Source organism: Kocuria carniphila (assembly GCF_004136555.1).
Classification (GTDB): domain Bacteria; phylum Actinomycetota; class Actinomycetes; order Actinomycetales; family Micrococcaceae; genus Kocuria; species Kocuria carniphila.
This window is the reverse complement of sequence record NZ_NOIT01000008.1, coordinates 16170-30717: the sequence shown is the minus strand read 5'-3', so window position 1 is coordinate 30717 and position 14548 is coordinate 16170. Positions and strand designations below refer to the sequence as shown.

Here is a 14548-nt window from a genome sequence, read left to right as displayed (position 1 = left end):
TAGCCGAGCATCGAATTATTTCAAGGAGGTATTGGCATGAGCCAAGAATTTACTATTGAGGACTGCGCCGCCGGAGTACGGAACGCCAAGCCCTCCGAGGTCCGTAAGGTTTTCGCAATGTCCGCCAAGCCGGGCATGATTTCCTTCGCGTCGGGTATGCCGGAGCTCAGCTCCCTGCCCATGGATTCGCTGGCGGACATCACTGAGGACCTGATGCGCAACCGCGGCATGGAGGTCATGCAGTACGGCGCTTCCACCGGCACGGATCACCTCAAGGCCCAGATCATCGAACTCATGAAGCTCGAGGGCATCGAGAACGCCAAGCCAGAGGACATCATTGTCACCACCGGTTCGCAGTGCGGTCTGGACATCCTGACCCGCGTGCTGATCGATCCGGAAGACGTGATCCTGGCGGAAGCACCGTCCTATTCGGGTGCCATGGCCGTGTTCACCGGCGCCCAGGCCAACGTGGTGCACGTTGGCGCTGACCACGAGGGCCTGATTCCCGAGGAACTCGAGAAGACCGTGGAGGAGCTCAAGGCGCAGGGTCGCCGCATCAAGTTCCTGTACACGATCCCGAGCTTCCAGAACCCGGGCGGCACCATGATGCCGCAGGAGCGCCGTGACCGCGTGCGCGAGATCTGCGACGCCAACCACATCCTGATCGCCGAGGACAACCCCTACGGTCTGCTGGGCTTCGAGGGCCAGGTGGGCCGCGCCATGCGCGCCGACGACGACAACGTGGTTTACCTGGGATCCTTCTCCAAGATGTTTGCCCCCGGTTTGCGCGTGGGTTGGACGCTGGCGCCCAGCTCGCTGTCCAAGATCCTTGGCCTGCAGGCAGAGGCCGCCGTGCTGAACCCCTCCGTGTTCGGCCAGGAATTGGTCGCCGAGTACCTGGAGAAGACCGACTGGCAGGCTGTGCTGAACCAGTACCGCGAGCTGTACGGTAAGCGCGCCCAGGCACTGATGGACGTCTTCGACGAGTTCATGCCCGAGGGCGTGACCTGGACCCGCCCCGAGGGCGGTTTCTACTCGTGGATCACCCTGCCCGAGTCCGTGGACTCCTACGAGCTGTGCATGACCTGCATCGACCGCGGTGTGGTGTTCGTACCGGGCACCGCGTTCTACACGGACGGCCGTGGCACGCACGAGGCCCGCGTCTCGTTCTGCCACCCCACCGAGGAGGACATCCGCAAGGGTGCAGAGATCTTCGCCACCGCACTGAAGGAAGCCATCAGCGGCTGATTTCCCTCGCGTAGCGCTCATGACGACGGCGCCGCACCCCGGAAACGGGGCGCGGCGTCGTCGTATTTCTGTTAGCAAATCCCCAGGTCACTGACTTCTGTAATGTCCACAAGAACCCCTAGGCCAGGCGAGGCACGGGTATTGCAACCGCAGGCGTTCAACAATGTTCGGACTGTTCCACAATGCAAAGATCCACTCCATGAATCCGGCCGCCGGCTGGACTCCGCAAAACGCCTGGCACGCCTCGGACACTCCCCACCCGGACGCCATTTTGACCTCCCATGACCGCATCGTGGCGGTGGGTGATTATCAGGAACTCAAGGATCTGGCCCCGCTGGGCACCGAGCACACCGACATGGAAAACCGTTCGGTGCTGCCCGGGCTGGGCGATGCGCACATTCACTCCGCCATCTACGCACGCTCCCTGTTCGAGCCGGACATGCGCAATTGCCGGTCCTTGGAAGAGGCCTTGGACGTGCTGAAGCCGTACGTGGCGAAAGCTCGCGAGGATGAGAGCATCACGTGGATCTTCGGTGGGCAGTGGAACGTCAATATTTGGGACAAGCCCGTGGTGCCGGATCGCAAGGCGCTGGATTCTGTCAGCCCGGACATCCCCGTGGCGCTGGGGTCCATGGACTGGCACACCCTGTGGCTCAATTCCAAGGCTCTCGAAGAACTCGGCCTGGACCGCGACGTGCCTAACCCAAACGGCGGAACGTACGTTCGTGACGAGCACGGTGAACTGACCGGTATTCTGCGCGAGGCCGCAGCCATCCCGGTACGCGACGGTCTCATGCAGTCGGACGTCTCGGGCCATATCGACGACATGCTCCCGCACGGGCAGCGTGAACTGCTCAAGCGCGGCATCACTTCGATCCACGACATCGACGGGGCAGACTGTCTGTACGCGTACCAGAAGATCCGCGAGCGCGGTGAGCTGGACATCCGAATCCACAAGGTGCTCCGGCAGGAACAGATCCTGGACTTCATCAGCCGCGGCATTCGCACGGGATCCGGCGACGAGTGGATTTCCATTGGCCCGCTCAAACTCTTCACGGACGGCGCCCTGGGTTCCCACACCGCACACATGTCGGAGCCGTGGCCCGGCACCCACGACCACGGGGTGGCCGTGATCTCCCGTGAGGAGCTGGACCATTGGACCCATAAGGCGGCAGCGGCGGGCATTGCCAGCGCCGTGCACGCCGTGGGTGACCAGGCCGTCACCGATGTCTTGGACTCGTTCGAGGCCAACCGAACGATCGCCAAGGTCTTCGGGCTGCGCCAGCGCGTGGAGCACGCTCAGTACATCAAACGCGATGACATCCTGAGGTTCCAGCGATTAGGGGTGACCGCTTCCATGCAGCCCCTGCACTGCCCCGAGGAGATCCCCATGAACGACTTTGTGGAGGGCCGGGATATGGTGGCCTACGGGTGGAACAGTCTGCGTGCTGCGGGAACCCCCATGGCTTTCGGCTCGGACGGGCCGGTGGTGGACCCCAACCCGTTCTTCGGGATTCACGCCGCTGTATGTCGTTCGGAACCGGGGAAGCCCGCCAATCGCTGGCAACCGGAGGAGAGCATCGGTCTACCGGAGGCACTTTATTACTACACCCACGCGGTAGCCCGCGCCTCCTATGAGGAGAACCTCAAGGGGTGCCTGGCACCGGGCATGCTCGCGGACTTCATCGCGGTGGACCGAGATGTGTTTGCGGAAGACGCCCAAGCGGTCAAGGACACCGTGGTCGAAGCCACCGTGGTGGGTGCGCAGATCCGTTATCAGCGTGAACGGTAAAGGGGACAAGGAGCCTGCGCCAGTCCACCGGTTGCTTCGATAGGATCGGAGGTCAGCCCTTGTCCACCCCGCACCGGTTCGCATCGAGGAGTCCCACGGATGTTTCGCCTGTTCCATAACGCCAAAGTCCACGCCATGAACCCGGCCACGGGGTGGACTCCGCAGGCCACCTGGCACTCCCACGACATGCCTCACCCGGATGCCATCCTCACCTCGGACGACCGCATCGTGGCCGTGGGCGACTATCGGAGGCTCAAGGACATGGCTCCGTTGGGTACGGAGCGCACGAGCCTCGAGGGTAAGTACGTGTTGCCGGGCATGGGTGACGGACACATTCATTCGGCCATTTACTCACGCTCCATCACGGAACCCGATATGCGTTTCTGCGGCTCGTTGCAGGAGGCCCTGGACCTGCTGAAGCCGTTCGTGGAGAAGGCGCGGCAGGATGAGTCCCAGACCTGGATCTTCGGCGGACAGTGGAACGCCAACGGCTGGGACGTTCCGGTGTTCCCGGACAAGCACAGCCTGGATAGCATCTGCCCGGACATCCCCATGGCCCTGGGTTCCCTGGACTGGCACACGCTGTGGCTCAACTCCAAGGCGCTGGAGACTCTGGGTTTGGACCGCAACGTCAAGGACCCGGACGGCGGCACCTACGAGCGGGACGAGCACGGTGAGCTCACCGGCATCATCCGGGAAGCGGCGGGCATCCCCATCCGCGATGGCCTGATGCAGTCGGATGTCTCCGGCAACATCGACGATTACCTGCCCGTGGGCCAGCGAGAACTGCTCAAGCGCGGTATCACCTCCATCCACGACATCGACGGCGCGGACTGCCTCTTTGCCTATCAGAAACTGCGGGAACGCGGTGAGCTGGATATCCGCGTGCACAAGGTGCTGCGGCAGGAACAGATTCTCGATTTCATCAGTCGCGGTATTCGCACCGCATCGGGCGATGAGTGGATTTCAATGGGTCCGCTCAAGCTCTTCGCGGACGGCGCTCTGGGCTCCCACACTTGCCACATGTCGGATCCGTGGCCGGGCACCCAGGACCATGGGATGGCCGTGACTACTCGGGACGAATTGGATCATTGGATCCACCTGGCGGCGAGCGCCGGCATTGCCACCGCGGTTCACGCCATCGGTGACCAGGCCGCGACCGAGGTGCTCGACGCGTTCGAGACTCATCAGGCCATTTCACGGGTCTTCGGCCTGCGCCAGCGCATCGAGCACGCGCAGTACATCAAACGCAGCGACATCGCCCGATTCCGTCAACTGGGTGTCACGGCCTCTATGCAGCCCATGCACTGCACGGCTGACATCCCCATGAACGATTTCCTGGAGGATCGCGACCTGATCGCGTACGGCTGGAACAGCCTGCGGGCGGCAGGTGCGGAACTCGTCTTCGGTTCGGATGCACCCGTGGAGGATCCCAATCCGTTCCAGGGCATTCACGCGGCCATCACGCGGACTCGTGACGGGGATGCCGTGGACGGTTGGCAGCCACAGGAAATCCTTCCCCGTGCGGAGGCCGTGTACTACTACACCCACGCCGTGGCGCGCGCCTCCTACGAGGAGAACCTCAAGGGGTGCCTGGCACCGGGCATGCTCGCGGACTTCGTGGTCGTGGACCGGGACGTCTTCGCGGAGGACGATCGCGCGATCAAGGACACCGTGGTCGAGTCCACCGTGGTGGGGGCTCAGATCCGCTACCAGCGCGAGGACTGAACCACTTCCGGTTGTTCTCGAACGCCCCACCTCGACGCCGCCCCGGCACCTTGGTAGGTGCCGGGGCGGCGTCGTTGGCGAACCCGTCGTGGAGACGGGACAGGCCGCAGAAGGTTAGCTCAGGTGCAGCTCGGGCGAAACGAACTTCTTACCCACGTGACCCTCCGTGCCCAGGACCCATCCCATGCGCTTGATGGGCCGCAGGGACACCACCGTCTCCTGGGTCTCGATGCCGGACACCGCGGACTGGATGGCCCGTTCGGCCTCGAGGATCTCCCCCACCGAGCCCAACCACATGACGACCATCAGGTTCGCACGCCCGGTGATGGACGTGACCACGCGGGTACGAGGGTCGTGCGAGAGCGCTTCCGCCGCCGTTTCGTGCAGATTCGCGTCCAGGCGCGTGAACCACTGCGCCGTGATGGGCGATGCGGAGACCCGCTGGATCAAATCGCACCGGATGGACAACATCCCAGAAGCGAGCACCTTGTGCAGATACCGGCGGGCGGTGGCCGGGTGCAGGCCGGTGGTGCGAGCGATTTCCGCCGCGCTAGCGCGACCGTCGAGCATGAGCGCTTCGATCACGGGACGCTGATCCTCGCCCAGCGGCGTGCTGCTCACGGGCAGAGACTCCTGCTCAGCCTTCACCCAGGCCTGCGCGGCGGCCCGCTGCTCATCGCTGAGCCTGTCCAGACGCCACTTGTCACCGGCACGGTGGAGCTTGGTGGAGATCATGTTGTGGATCTTCACGATGCCCTGAACGCGGGAGATTTTCTCCTCGATGATGCGCGAGAGCGACTGCAGATCCCGACTGACCACGGTGAGACCGAGGTCCGGTTCTCGGCAGAAAGCCTCAACCGAAAGCACCTCCGGCATGGCCACGAGCTCTTTGACCACGTGGTCCCACTGCTGGGCGTCGCAGGAGATCTCCTGGAAGGACAACAGATTGCGGGGATCGTTGAGATTGACCTGGGCCGTGATCCAGGCTGCGCCGGAGCTGCGCAGTTTCTCCCAGCGTCCGGCCAGGGTGGTGGGGTGTGCGTCCAGAATCTCGGCGGCTTCACCCCAGGTGATTCTGGGTGCCCACTGCAGCAGGCTGATGAGCTCCAAGTCCTGGTCGGACAGCTCAGTCTTGGACTGGCCGTTGCTTGCCATGGATCTCCCTTAGATGTGTGTGGTGGCCGATACATGATTCTACAAAGTCAGGGTGATGACCCTGGGTCTGTGGTTTCAGACGCTGGGGCAATAATTTGAAACAAAATCGCGACATGTGCCCGTGAACTGTAAAAAATCTTACACAGGTCTTGGTAATCTGGAACGCATCGTGCACAATTGCTATACGAGCTGTAGCACCCGCCACTTTCTACTTCTTTCGCGGCGCCCCTCACGAGGCATCGCTCCACCGATTCAGGATGCACGTTATGGCTACTTCAACTGCCACCCCTTACTCGGAGACCAATCCGGGCGGCATTGCCGTCTCTTCCAGGAAAACCCTCATCAACACGGGCATTGGCAACGCCCTGGAGTGATACGACTGGAGTAATTACGCGACATTCTCCATTTACTTTGCTCGCGAGATCTTCAACCCGTCGGATCCCGTGGCCTCCATCCTGGGCGCCATGGCCATCTTTGCCGTGGGCTTCATTTTCCGCCCGATCGGCGGTTTGTTCTTCGGTTGGATGGCCGACCGCGTGGGTCGTAAGGCTGTACTGCTGACCACGGTCGGAGGTATCGCACTGGGCGCGCTGATGATCGGCGTGACACCCACCTTCGAGACCGCGGGCGTGTTCGCCGCCATCATGCTGCTGGCCGCACGCCTGATTCAGGGCCTGGCCTACGGTGGCGAAATGCCCACCGCTCAGACCTACCTGGCGGAGATGGCTCCCCCGGAGCGCCGCGGCCTCTGGTCCTCCATGATCTACGTGTCCGGCACCATTGGCGCGTGCCTGGGTATTTTCATGGGCGTCATCATGAACCTGTTCCTCTCCCCCCGAGTAGATGAGCGAGTGGGGCTGGCGCGTTCCGTTCTTCATCGGCGCCCTGGGTGGCCTGTGGGCCCTGGTCGGCCGTTCACAACTGCACGAGTCCGAAACCTTCAAGTCCAACAAGGCCAAGCGCCCCTCGATCTGGCCCGAGTTCCGCCGCAACTGGAAGTCCGCATTCCGCGTGATCGGCCTGACCATTGGCGGCACCGTGTGCTACTACGTGTGGTCCGTGTCCGCGGTTCAGCAGGCCGTGGTGGTCCACGGCATGCCCCAGGCCACCGCGCTCAACGCGAGCCTCTTGGCCAACGTGGTACTCATCATCTCCCTGCCGTTCTGGGGCAAGTTCTCCGACCGATTCGGTCGCCGCCCCGCACTGATCATCGGCAACGTTGTTCCGCTGCTGCCGTTCTTCCCCATGAACGCCATGGTGGGTCAGACCTTCGTGTCCCTGGTCTTCCCCGCCGCACTCATCCTGCTCTTCATGGGCGCCACCCTGGCCAACACTCCGGCCGTATTCGCGGAGTTGTTCCCCACCAGCGTGCGCACCGTGGGCGTGGCCTTCCCGTACGCGGTGGCCGTGGCCATCTTCGGTGGCACCGCACCCTACCTGCAGAACTGGATCAGCACCCAGTACTCCGTGAGCGCTTTCTCGGTGTATGTGTGCCTGCTGCTGCTCGTGTCATCGGTGGTCGCATTCTTCCTTCCCGAGACCAAGGGCAAGGACCTGCGCCACTAAAGCTTTCCCGAGAACGACGCCGCCCCCGCACCTTTTCCAGGTGCGGGGGCGGCTTTCGTCTGTCTACCGTTCGAGAACGGTCAACCCTGCCTTACTTCTTGGCGGGGGTGTGCAGCAGCTTCTTGTTGGCGAACTCTTCGATACCGAAGGGGCCCAGCTCACGGCCCACACCGGAACGCTTGACGCCACCGAAGGGCAGGTCCGGAGCGGTGCCGGTCACCTCGTTGACGAACACCATGCCGGAGTCAACGCGCTTGGCGATCTCCAGAGCGGCGGCCTCGTCCGCGCCGAACACGGAACCACCCAGGCCGAAGGGCGAGGAGTTGGCGAGTTCGATCGCTTCGTCAGCGTCCTTGACCTTGTAGACCACGGCCACCGGGCCGAAGATCTCCTCGGCGTAGGCACGCATCTCGGGGGTCACGTCAGCAAGGACGGTAGCTTCCATCCATGCGCCGTCGCGCTCGATCTTCTTACCACCGGCCAGCACGGATGCGCCCTTGTCGATGGCGTCCTGGACCTGCTCCATGATCTCGTCACGAGCGCCCACGGTGCTGATCGGGCCCAGGAAGGTCTTGTCGTCCGAGGGGTCACCGGGCTCGATGCCCTGGACAGCCTGCGCGAACTTGTCCACGAAGGACTCGTAGGCGTCTTCCAGAACGATGAAGCGCTTGGCGTTGGTGCACGCCTGGCCGTTGTTGGACATACGACCCATCACGGCGTTCTTCACGGTGCGTTCCACGTTCTGGTCGTCCAGAACGATGAAGGGGTCGGAACCGCCGAGCTCCAGAACGACCTTCTTGAGGTTCTTACCAGCGGTGGCGGCCACGGAGGCACCTGCGCGCTCGGAACCGGTCAGGGACACACCCTGCACAGCCGGATCCGGGATCACGATGTCAGCGATCTGGTCGTTGGAAGCGAAGATGTTGATGTAAACATCCTTGGGGAAGCCCGCCTCGTGGAAGAGCTCCTCCTGCACCACGGCAGACTGCGGAACGTTACCGGCGTGCTTCAGCAGGATGGTGTTACCCAGCATCACGTTGGGTGCTGCGAAACGAGCCACCTGGTAGTACGGGAAGTTCCAGGGCATGATGCCCAGCAGGGAACCGGTGGAATCCAGGACCACGCGAGCTTCGCCACCCGTGGACGGTTCCAGGGTGCGGCCTTCCATGAAGCCTTCTGCGTTGTCCGCGTAGTAGTCGTAGATACCCGCAACGATCATGACCTCGCCGATGGCCTGAGCCTTGGGCTTGCCCATCTCGTCGGTCAGGATCTTTGCGAGCTCTTCCTTGCGCTCGCGGTACAGCTCAGCCATCTTGTGCATGAGCTGGGCGCGCTCCGAAACGGGAGTGTTGCGCCAAGACTTGTAGGCCTCACCGGAACGCTTCACTGCGTCCTTGATCTCTTGATCCGTTGCGGTGGGGAACTCTTTTACGGTTTCGCCTGTGGCGGGATTAACTGTTGCGTAAGCCATACCCCTAGGTTATGCCTCACTCAGAGTTTGGCGAACAGCGTTCACCGAGGGCGAGAGTCCTCCTTCTGTATTGCATCGGGCCCCGCGGGTCTTGATATTGCAATTTCTTATATAAGGATGGTCTTATGACAACCGAGGCTACGGGACCGCTGTCTCCCTATCTGGATGTGGCTCGCCTGTTCGGCGCGCTGGCCAATCCGGCTCGCTGCGCCATCGTGGAGCGACTCACCGTGGAGCCCCGGTTCGTCGGAGAGCTGTCACAGGAGTTGGGCCTGTCCCAACCCCTGGTCTCGCAACATCTTAAGGTGTTGCGAGAGGCCCACCTCGTGGAAGGTTTCCGCGATGGCCGAGTCACGCGCTACCGCTTGATCGACGAGCACGTAGCGCACGTCTTCCTGGACGCCCATCAACACACCAAGGAGCACCACAATGAGCGCTGCAACCACTGAGACCACCTGCGCCTGCGAGAAGTGCGGCCCCAACTGCACGTGCGAAACCTGCACCTGCGAGAACTGCACCTGCGAGAAGTGCAACCACGCCGCCTGATCGCTGGACCACCTAGCCTCTTCGCTTTAGCGGGCGCCGCCCGCTAGCGAGTACAGCGGGGACCTTGCCCTTAAGGGCGGGGTCCCCGCTGTCATGCACTCCTTCTACGGCGAGTCCCGCGCATTCACATTGCATGGGGTTCCCCGCGCGCATCCACCCCGCATGAGATGCCGTCGGCGCCTTAAGTGACACTTCTGGTTCCGCCGGAACCCTCGCGGCGATCCCAAGAGGTTCCCACGAAACACCACGCGCACCGGGAGGATCCAACGAAACCTGGGGCGCGGCGTCGTCGGCGGGAAGCAGCCCCGCAAAGGCGGGCAACGCGCAATGGAGCGGCGAAAAGCCCAATTGAGTCCTTCGAGCGACAGAATAAGGACATCAATTCGCATTACTTGCTCGATAGGACGTGCCCATGACTCACACAGACCAACGGGGATTCAAGAAAGTCCTTGGCCGGATAGATGCCATTGCACTCGGGGTGGGCGCGATGATCGGCTTCGGCTGGGTCGTGCTCACCGGCGGCTGGCTGGATGACGCCGGAACCATGGGCGCCGCGCTGGCCATGCTCGCCGGTGGCATCATCATGACGGTTGTGGGTCTGGTCTACGGCGAGCTCGTGGCCGCCATGCCCGCAGCGGGCGGTGAGCACAACTACTTGCTGCGCGGCATGGGTGCGCGCTGGGCCTTTATCGGCTCGTGGGGCATTACGGTCGGCTACATCACCATCGTGGCGTTCGAGGCCGTGGCCGTACCGCGAACCGTGCAGTACATTTTCCCGGGGTTGAGCCAAATTCCTCTGTGGACCATTGCCGGCTTCGAAGTGAATCTCACGTGGGCGCTGGTCGGCTCGCTCTCCGCAGTGATCATCACCTGGATCAACATCCGAGGGGTGAAGCAGGCTTCAACCGTGCAGATTTTCGTGATTCTGTTCCTGGCCATTGTGGGCCTGTTCATGATCTTCGGGGCCTTCAGCGGCGGGTCGGAACAGAACATGGAACCCTTCTTCTCCAACGGGATGGCTGGATTCTTCACCGTGCTCGTGGTGGTGCCGTTCCTGTTCGTCGGTTTCGATGTAATCCCTCAGGTCTCCGAGGAGATGAACCTCTCGCCCAAGAAGCTCGGCGGAACCATCGTGATCGCCGTCCTGCTGGCCACCGTTTGGTACGGAATGGTGATTCTCACCACATCGGCTTCGCTGCCGGTAGCCGAGTTGGCCGTGGCCGACATCGCCGTGGCGGACGCGGTGGGAGCCGTGTACAACTCCCAGGCCATGGCCAACCTGCTTCTCGCCGGCGGTCTGGCCGGCATTCTGACATCCTGGAACTCCCTGCTCATGGGCGCTTCCCGGTTGCTTTGGGCCCTGGGGAATTCCCGCATACTGCCGCGCTGGTTCGGCAAGATCCACCCCAAGTACGGCACACCCATCAACGCACTGCTCTTTGTGGGCGCACTGTCCTTCATCGCGCCGTTCTTCGGCGAGGAAATGCTGGGTTGGCTAGTTGATTCAGGCTCACCCTCCATTGTGATTGCGTACCTGCTGGTTTCCGTGGTGTTCGTGATCCTCCGTAAGCGCGAACCCTCGATGGAACGCCCGTACCGAATCGGCGGCCGCAAGAATGGCGGAGTTGTCATCGGAATCCTGTCGGTCGTCCTGTGTGCCGGATTGGCCATCCTGTACATCCCGGGCATGCCGGCCAGCCTTGGCGTAGCCCCCTATGTCATCTTCGGTTTGTGGTGGCTGCTCGGACTGATCTTCCTGCTGCGCATCCCCCGAGGCATTGAACCGGGAGAAGACGCGGAGCCCCGACTGGTGGCTGCCGTGGAAGCCCGCAAGAAATGAGGGATGCTCGGACTTGCGCCGGGGCATAACATGGAATCAGGGGCATTGCGCCCAAGCACCTTCAATTGCACAATTTCTAGGATGAAGTTGTGAGAGAGGCACGATATGACTAACCAAGAGAAAATTTCTGCACTTCTTGAAGCCACTCCCAAGGGTCTGCTGATCAACGGAGAATGGCGCGATGCCTCCGACGGCGGCACCTTTGATGTCGAGAACCCCGCCACCGGTGAAGTCCTGGCCACTCTGGCCTCGGCCACCGAAGAAGATTCCCGCGCTGCCATGGATGCCGCGGCGAACGCTCAGGAGTCCTGGGCACGCACCTCCACCCGCGAACGCTCGGACATTCTGATGCGCGCGTACAACCTGGTGAAGGAACACACCGACGAGCTCGCGACGCTGATGACCCTGGAAATGGGTAAGCCGCTCAAGGAATCGCAGGGTGAAGTTGTCTACGGCAACCAGTTCATGCGCTGGTTCTCGGAGGAAGCACCCCGCCACTACGGCCGCTACGCGGACACCCCCGAGGGCAACCTCAAGATGATTGTGACCCACAAGCCGGTTGGCCCGTGCCTGTTGATCACCCCGTGGAACTTCCCACTGGCCATGGCAACCCGCAAGGTTGCTCCCGCCGTGGCCGCAGGCTGCACCATGATCCTCAAGCCTGCGCGCCTCACCCCGCTGACCTCGCAGTACTTTGCCAAGTTGATGATCGAGGCGGGTATCCCCGCGGGTGTTCTCAACGTAGTGTGCTCGGCCTCCGCCTCCAAGGTTTCCGGCCCCATCATGGACGACCCGCGCCTGCGCAAGGTCTCCTTCACCGGTTCCACCCCCGTGGGCAAGCAGCTCATGAAGACCGCTGCGGACCGCGTGCTGCGTACCTCCATGGAACTGGGTGGCAACGGCCCGTTCATCGTGTTCGAGGACGCAGCCCTGGACAAGGCTGTCGAGGGTGCCATGGCCGCCAAGATGCGCAACATGGGCGAGGCCTGCACCGCGGCCAACCGCTTCCTGGTGCACGAGTCCGTGGCTGAGGAGTTCTCCAAGAAGTTCGGTGAGAAGCTCGGCGCGCTCAAGACCGGTAACGGTATGGACGAGGGCACCGATGTGGGCCCGCTCGTCGAGAAGAAGGCGCGCGACGGCGTCGTCGAGCTTGTGGAAGACGCCAAGGAAAAGGGCGCGACCATCAGCGTGGGCGGCAAGGCTGTGGACGGCAACGGCTACTTCTTCGAGCCGACCCTGATCACCGGTGTGACCGAGGACTGCCGCGTGTTCACGGAAGAGATCTTCGGCCCCGTGGCTCCGGTCATCACCTTCAAGGACGAGGACGACGCCGTGCGTCTGGCCAACTCCACCGAGTACGGCTTGGCCTCCTACGTGTACACCAATGACATCTCGCGTGCGCTGCGCATCGGCGACCGCATCGAGTATGGCCTGTTGGGCATGAACGTCGGCGTGATCTCGAACGCCGCCGCTCCGTTCGGTGGCGTCAAGGAGTCCGGTCTGGGCCGTGAGGGCGGCGCCGAGGGCATTGCCGAGTACACCACCACTCAGTACATGGGCCTGCCCTCCCCGTGGGCCTGATCCACACCTAATTTTTCACCCTTCGAAAGGACAATCAGACAACTATGGCTGAAATCGAATACACGCTTGAGCAGAAGCGTGACCTGAAGACCAGCATCCCGGGCCCCAAGTCCGTTGAGCTGGCAGAGCGCCGCAGTAACGCGGTCGCTTCCGGTGTGGCGTCCTCCGTCCCCGTGTACGCGGACAAGCTGGACGGCGGCGTGATCCTGGATGCCGACGGCAACCAGCTGATCGACCTGGGCTCCGGCATCGCCGTGACCTCCGTGGGCGCATCCGCTCCCAAGGTCGTGGAGAAGGTCAAGGAAGCCGTGGAGAAGTTCACCCACACGTGCTTCATGGTCACCCCGTACGAGGGCTACGTGGCGGTTGGCGAGAAGATCGCCGAGCTGACCCCGGGTTCCTTCGACAAGCGTGCGGCCCTGTTCAACTCGGGTTCCGAGGCAGTGGAGAACGCGGTCAAGATCGCTCGCACCTACACCAAGCGCAGCGCAGTGGTCGTCTTCGATCACGCGTACCACGGCCGCACCAACCTGACGCTGGCCATGACCTCCAAGGTCATGCCCTACAAGCAGGGTTTCGGTCCGTTCGCTTCTGACGTGTACCGCGTTCCCATGTCCTACCCGTTCCGTGATGCTGACGGCATGACCGGTCAGGAAGCCGCCGAGCGCGCGCTGCTCCTAATCGAAAAGCAGGTCGGTGCGGAGAACGTTGCCGCAGTGGTCATCGAGCCCATTCAGGGCGAGGGTGGCTTCATCGTCCCCGCCGAGGGCTTCCTGCCCACGCTGACCAAGTGGTGCCAGGACAACGGCGCTGTGTTCGTGGCTGACGAGGTCCAGGCAGGCATCGCTCGCACCGGCACGTGGTTCTCCTCCGAGTGGGAGGGCATCGAGCCCGACCTGGTGACCTTCGCCAAGGGCATCGCCGGCGGTATGCCGCTGTCCGGCGTGGTGGGCCGTGCGGAGATCATGAACTCCGTGCACGGCGGCGGCCTGGGTGGCACCTACGGCGGTAACCCCGTCGCGTGTGCCGCAGCCCTGGGCGCCATTGAGACCATCGAAGAGTGGGGCCTCAACGAGCGCGCCTTGGAGATCGAGAAGATCATCAAGGAAGAGCTGGGCGACCTGGCAGAGTCCTCCCCCATCGTGGGCGAGCTGCGCGGTCGCGGCGCCATGATGGCGCTCGAGTTCGTGGAGCCAGGTTCCAAGAAGCCCAACGCTGATGCTGCCAAGCAGATTGCCGCCAAGTGCATGGAACAGGGTGTTGTCATCCTGACCTGTGGCACCTTCGGCAACAACGTGCGTCTGCTGCCGCCGCTGGTCATCGACTTCGACCTGCTGCGCGACGGCCTGCGCGTGTTCGTCAAGGCCATTGAAGAGGCTGGCGCCTGATCTGAACTGATCACGTAGCGCTTTTCGACGGGCGGTCACCGGTTTCCGGTGGCCGCCCGTTCGCATTTATGGGTTTCTGCGTTTCTTGCGTTCCTGCGTTCCTGGCCAACCTTGACGCCACTACGGACGACGACGACGCCGCCCCGCCACCTTCCGCGGTTGCGGCTCCATGGTCTTCGTCTTCCGGTGTCACTTCCGTGGAATAGGGTTCCCTATGCCTTGTTTTCGGCCGG

At 62.8% G+C, this 14548-nt stretch carries 10 protein-coding genes and 1 pseudogene; 9 read left to right on the top strand and 2 right to left on the bottom strand.

What is annotated here, in order from left to right; all coding sequences use genetic code 11:
• The first annotated feature begins 36 nt into the window (after positions 1 to 36).
• From EWV37_RS07085 to EWV37_RS07075, 3 genes are all read left to right on the top strand, one after another.
• Positions 37 to 1248 carry an aminotransferase-like domain-containing protein gene (locus tag EWV37_RS07085; RefSeq protein WP_129700716.1) on the top strand — a complete coding sequence of 404 codons (1212 nt, stop codon included), beginning with the start codon at positions 37 to 39 and terminating at the stop codon, positions 1246 to 1248.
• Positions 1249 to 1411: 163 nt separating this feature from the next.
• The gene (locus EWV37_RS07080; protein WP_129700714.1) at positions 1412 to 3040 is read left to right on the top strand and encodes an amidohydrolase; all 1629 of its coding nucleotides are present in this window, start codon (positions 1412 to 1414) and stop codon (positions 3038 to 3040) included.
• Between the two features lie 99 nt (positions 3041 to 3139).
• Complete coding sequence (locus EWV37_RS07075; RefSeq protein ID WP_016996810.1) at positions 3140 to 4768, top strand: amidohydrolase; 1629 nt, start codon at positions 3140 to 3142, stop codon at positions 4766 to 4768.
• 114 nt (positions 4769 to 4882) lie between these two features.
• Here EWV37_RS07075 and EWV37_RS07070 read toward each other — a convergent pair whose 3' ends face one another.
• Complete coding sequence (locus tag EWV37_RS07070; RefSeq protein WP_095797681.1) at positions 4883 to 5923, bottom strand: Lrp/AsnC family transcriptional regulator; 1041 nt, start codon at positions 5921 to 5923, stop codon at positions 4883 to 4885.
• 443 nt (positions 5924 to 6366) lie between these two features.
• Here EWV37_RS07070 and EWV37_RS15805 point away from each other — a divergent pair.
• Both EWV37_RS15805 and EWV37_RS15800 read left to right on the top strand, forming a co-directional pair.
• A pseudogene (locus EWV37_RS15805) lies at positions 6367 to 6690 on the top strand (MFS transporter); the annotation flags it as partial.
• A 76-nt stretch (positions 6691 to 6766) separates the two neighbouring features.
• Entirely contained in the window at positions 6767 to 7489 is a 723-nt protein-coding gene (locus tag EWV37_RS15800; RefSeq protein ID WP_315278882.1) for an MFS transporter, read from the top strand.
• Positions 7490 to 7580: 91 nt separating this feature from the next.
• On the opposite strand, the gene EWV37_RS07060 is transcribed toward EWV37_RS15800, so the two are convergent.
• Entirely contained in the window at positions 7581 to 8960 is a 1380-nt protein-coding gene (locus EWV37_RS07060) for an NAD-dependent succinate-semialdehyde dehydrogenase (RefSeq protein ID WP_095797680.1), read from the bottom strand.
• 125 nt (positions 8961 to 9085) lie between these two features.
• On the opposite strand from EWV37_RS07060, the gene EWV37_RS07055 reads away from it, so the two are divergent.
• From EWV37_RS07055 to gabT, 4 genes are all read left to right on the top strand, one after another.
• Entirely contained in the window at positions 9086 to 9409 is a 324-nt protein-coding gene (locus EWV37_RS07055) for an ArsR/SmtB family transcription factor (RefSeq protein ID WP_016996806.1), read from the top strand.
• A 509-nt stretch (positions 9410 to 9918) separates the two neighbouring features.
• Positions 9919 to 11346 carry an APC family permease gene (locus tag EWV37_RS07045; protein ID WP_129700712.1) on the top strand — a complete coding sequence of 476 codons (1428 nt, stop codon included), beginning with the start codon at positions 9919 to 9921 and terminating at the stop codon, positions 11344 to 11346.
• A 105-nt stretch (positions 11347 to 11451) separates the two neighbouring features.
• Positions 11452 to 12927 carry an NAD-dependent succinate-semialdehyde dehydrogenase gene (locus tag EWV37_RS07040; RefSeq protein WP_129700710.1) on the top strand — a complete coding sequence of 492 codons (1476 nt, stop codon included), beginning with the start codon at positions 11452 to 11454 and terminating at the stop codon, positions 12925 to 12927.
• Between the two features lie 44 nt (positions 12928 to 12971).
• On the top strand, positions 12972 to 14315 hold the full coding sequence (gene gabT, locus EWV37_RS07035; RefSeq protein WP_129700708.1) for a 4-aminobutyrate--2-oxoglutarate transaminase: 1344 nt from the start codon (positions 12972 to 12974) through the stop codon (positions 14313 to 14315).
• Positions 14316 to 14548 lie beyond the last annotated feature (233 nt).

What these genes read in the sequence shown, in the direction of transcription:
- EWV37_RS07085 (WP_129700716.1), top strand. Translation starts at nt 37, where the DNA reads ATGAGCCAAGAATTTACTATTGAGGACTGCGCCGCCGGAGTACGGAAC.
- EWV37_RS07080 (WP_129700714.1), top strand. Translation starts at nt 1,412, where the DNA reads ATGTTCGGACTGTTCCACAATGCAAAGATCCACTCCATGAATCCGGCC.
- EWV37_RS07075 (WP_016996810.1), top strand. Translation starts at nt 3,140, where the DNA reads ATGTTTCGCCTGTTCCATAACGCCAAAGTCCACGCCATGAACCCGGCC.
- EWV37_RS07070 (WP_095797681.1), bottom strand. Translation starts at nt 5,923, where the DNA reads ATGGCAAGCAACGGCCAGTCCAAGACTGAGCTGTCCGACCAGGACTTG.
- EWV37_RS15800 (WP_315278882.1), top strand. Translation starts at nt 6,767, where the DNA reads ATGAGCGAGTGGGGCTGGCGCGTTCCGTTCTTCATCGGCGCCCTGGGT.
- EWV37_RS07060 (WP_095797680.1), bottom strand. Translation starts at nt 8,960, where the DNA reads ATGGCTTACGCAACAGTTAATCCCGCCACAGGCGAAACCGTAAAAGAG.
- EWV37_RS07055 (WP_016996806.1), top strand. Translation starts at nt 9,086, where the DNA reads ATGACAACCGAGGCTACGGGACCGCTGTCTCCCTATCTGGATGTGGCT.
- EWV37_RS07045 (WP_129700712.1), top strand. Translation starts at nt 9,919, where the DNA reads ATGACTCACACAGACCAACGGGGATTCAAGAAAGTCCTTGGCCGGATA.
- EWV37_RS07040 (WP_129700710.1), top strand. Translation starts at nt 11,452, where the DNA reads ATGACTAACCAAGAGAAAATTTCTGCACTTCTTGAAGCCACTCCCAAG.
- gabT (WP_129700708.1), top strand. Translation starts at nt 12,972, where the DNA reads ATGGCTGAAATCGAATACACGCTTGAGCAGAAGCGTGACCTGAAGACC.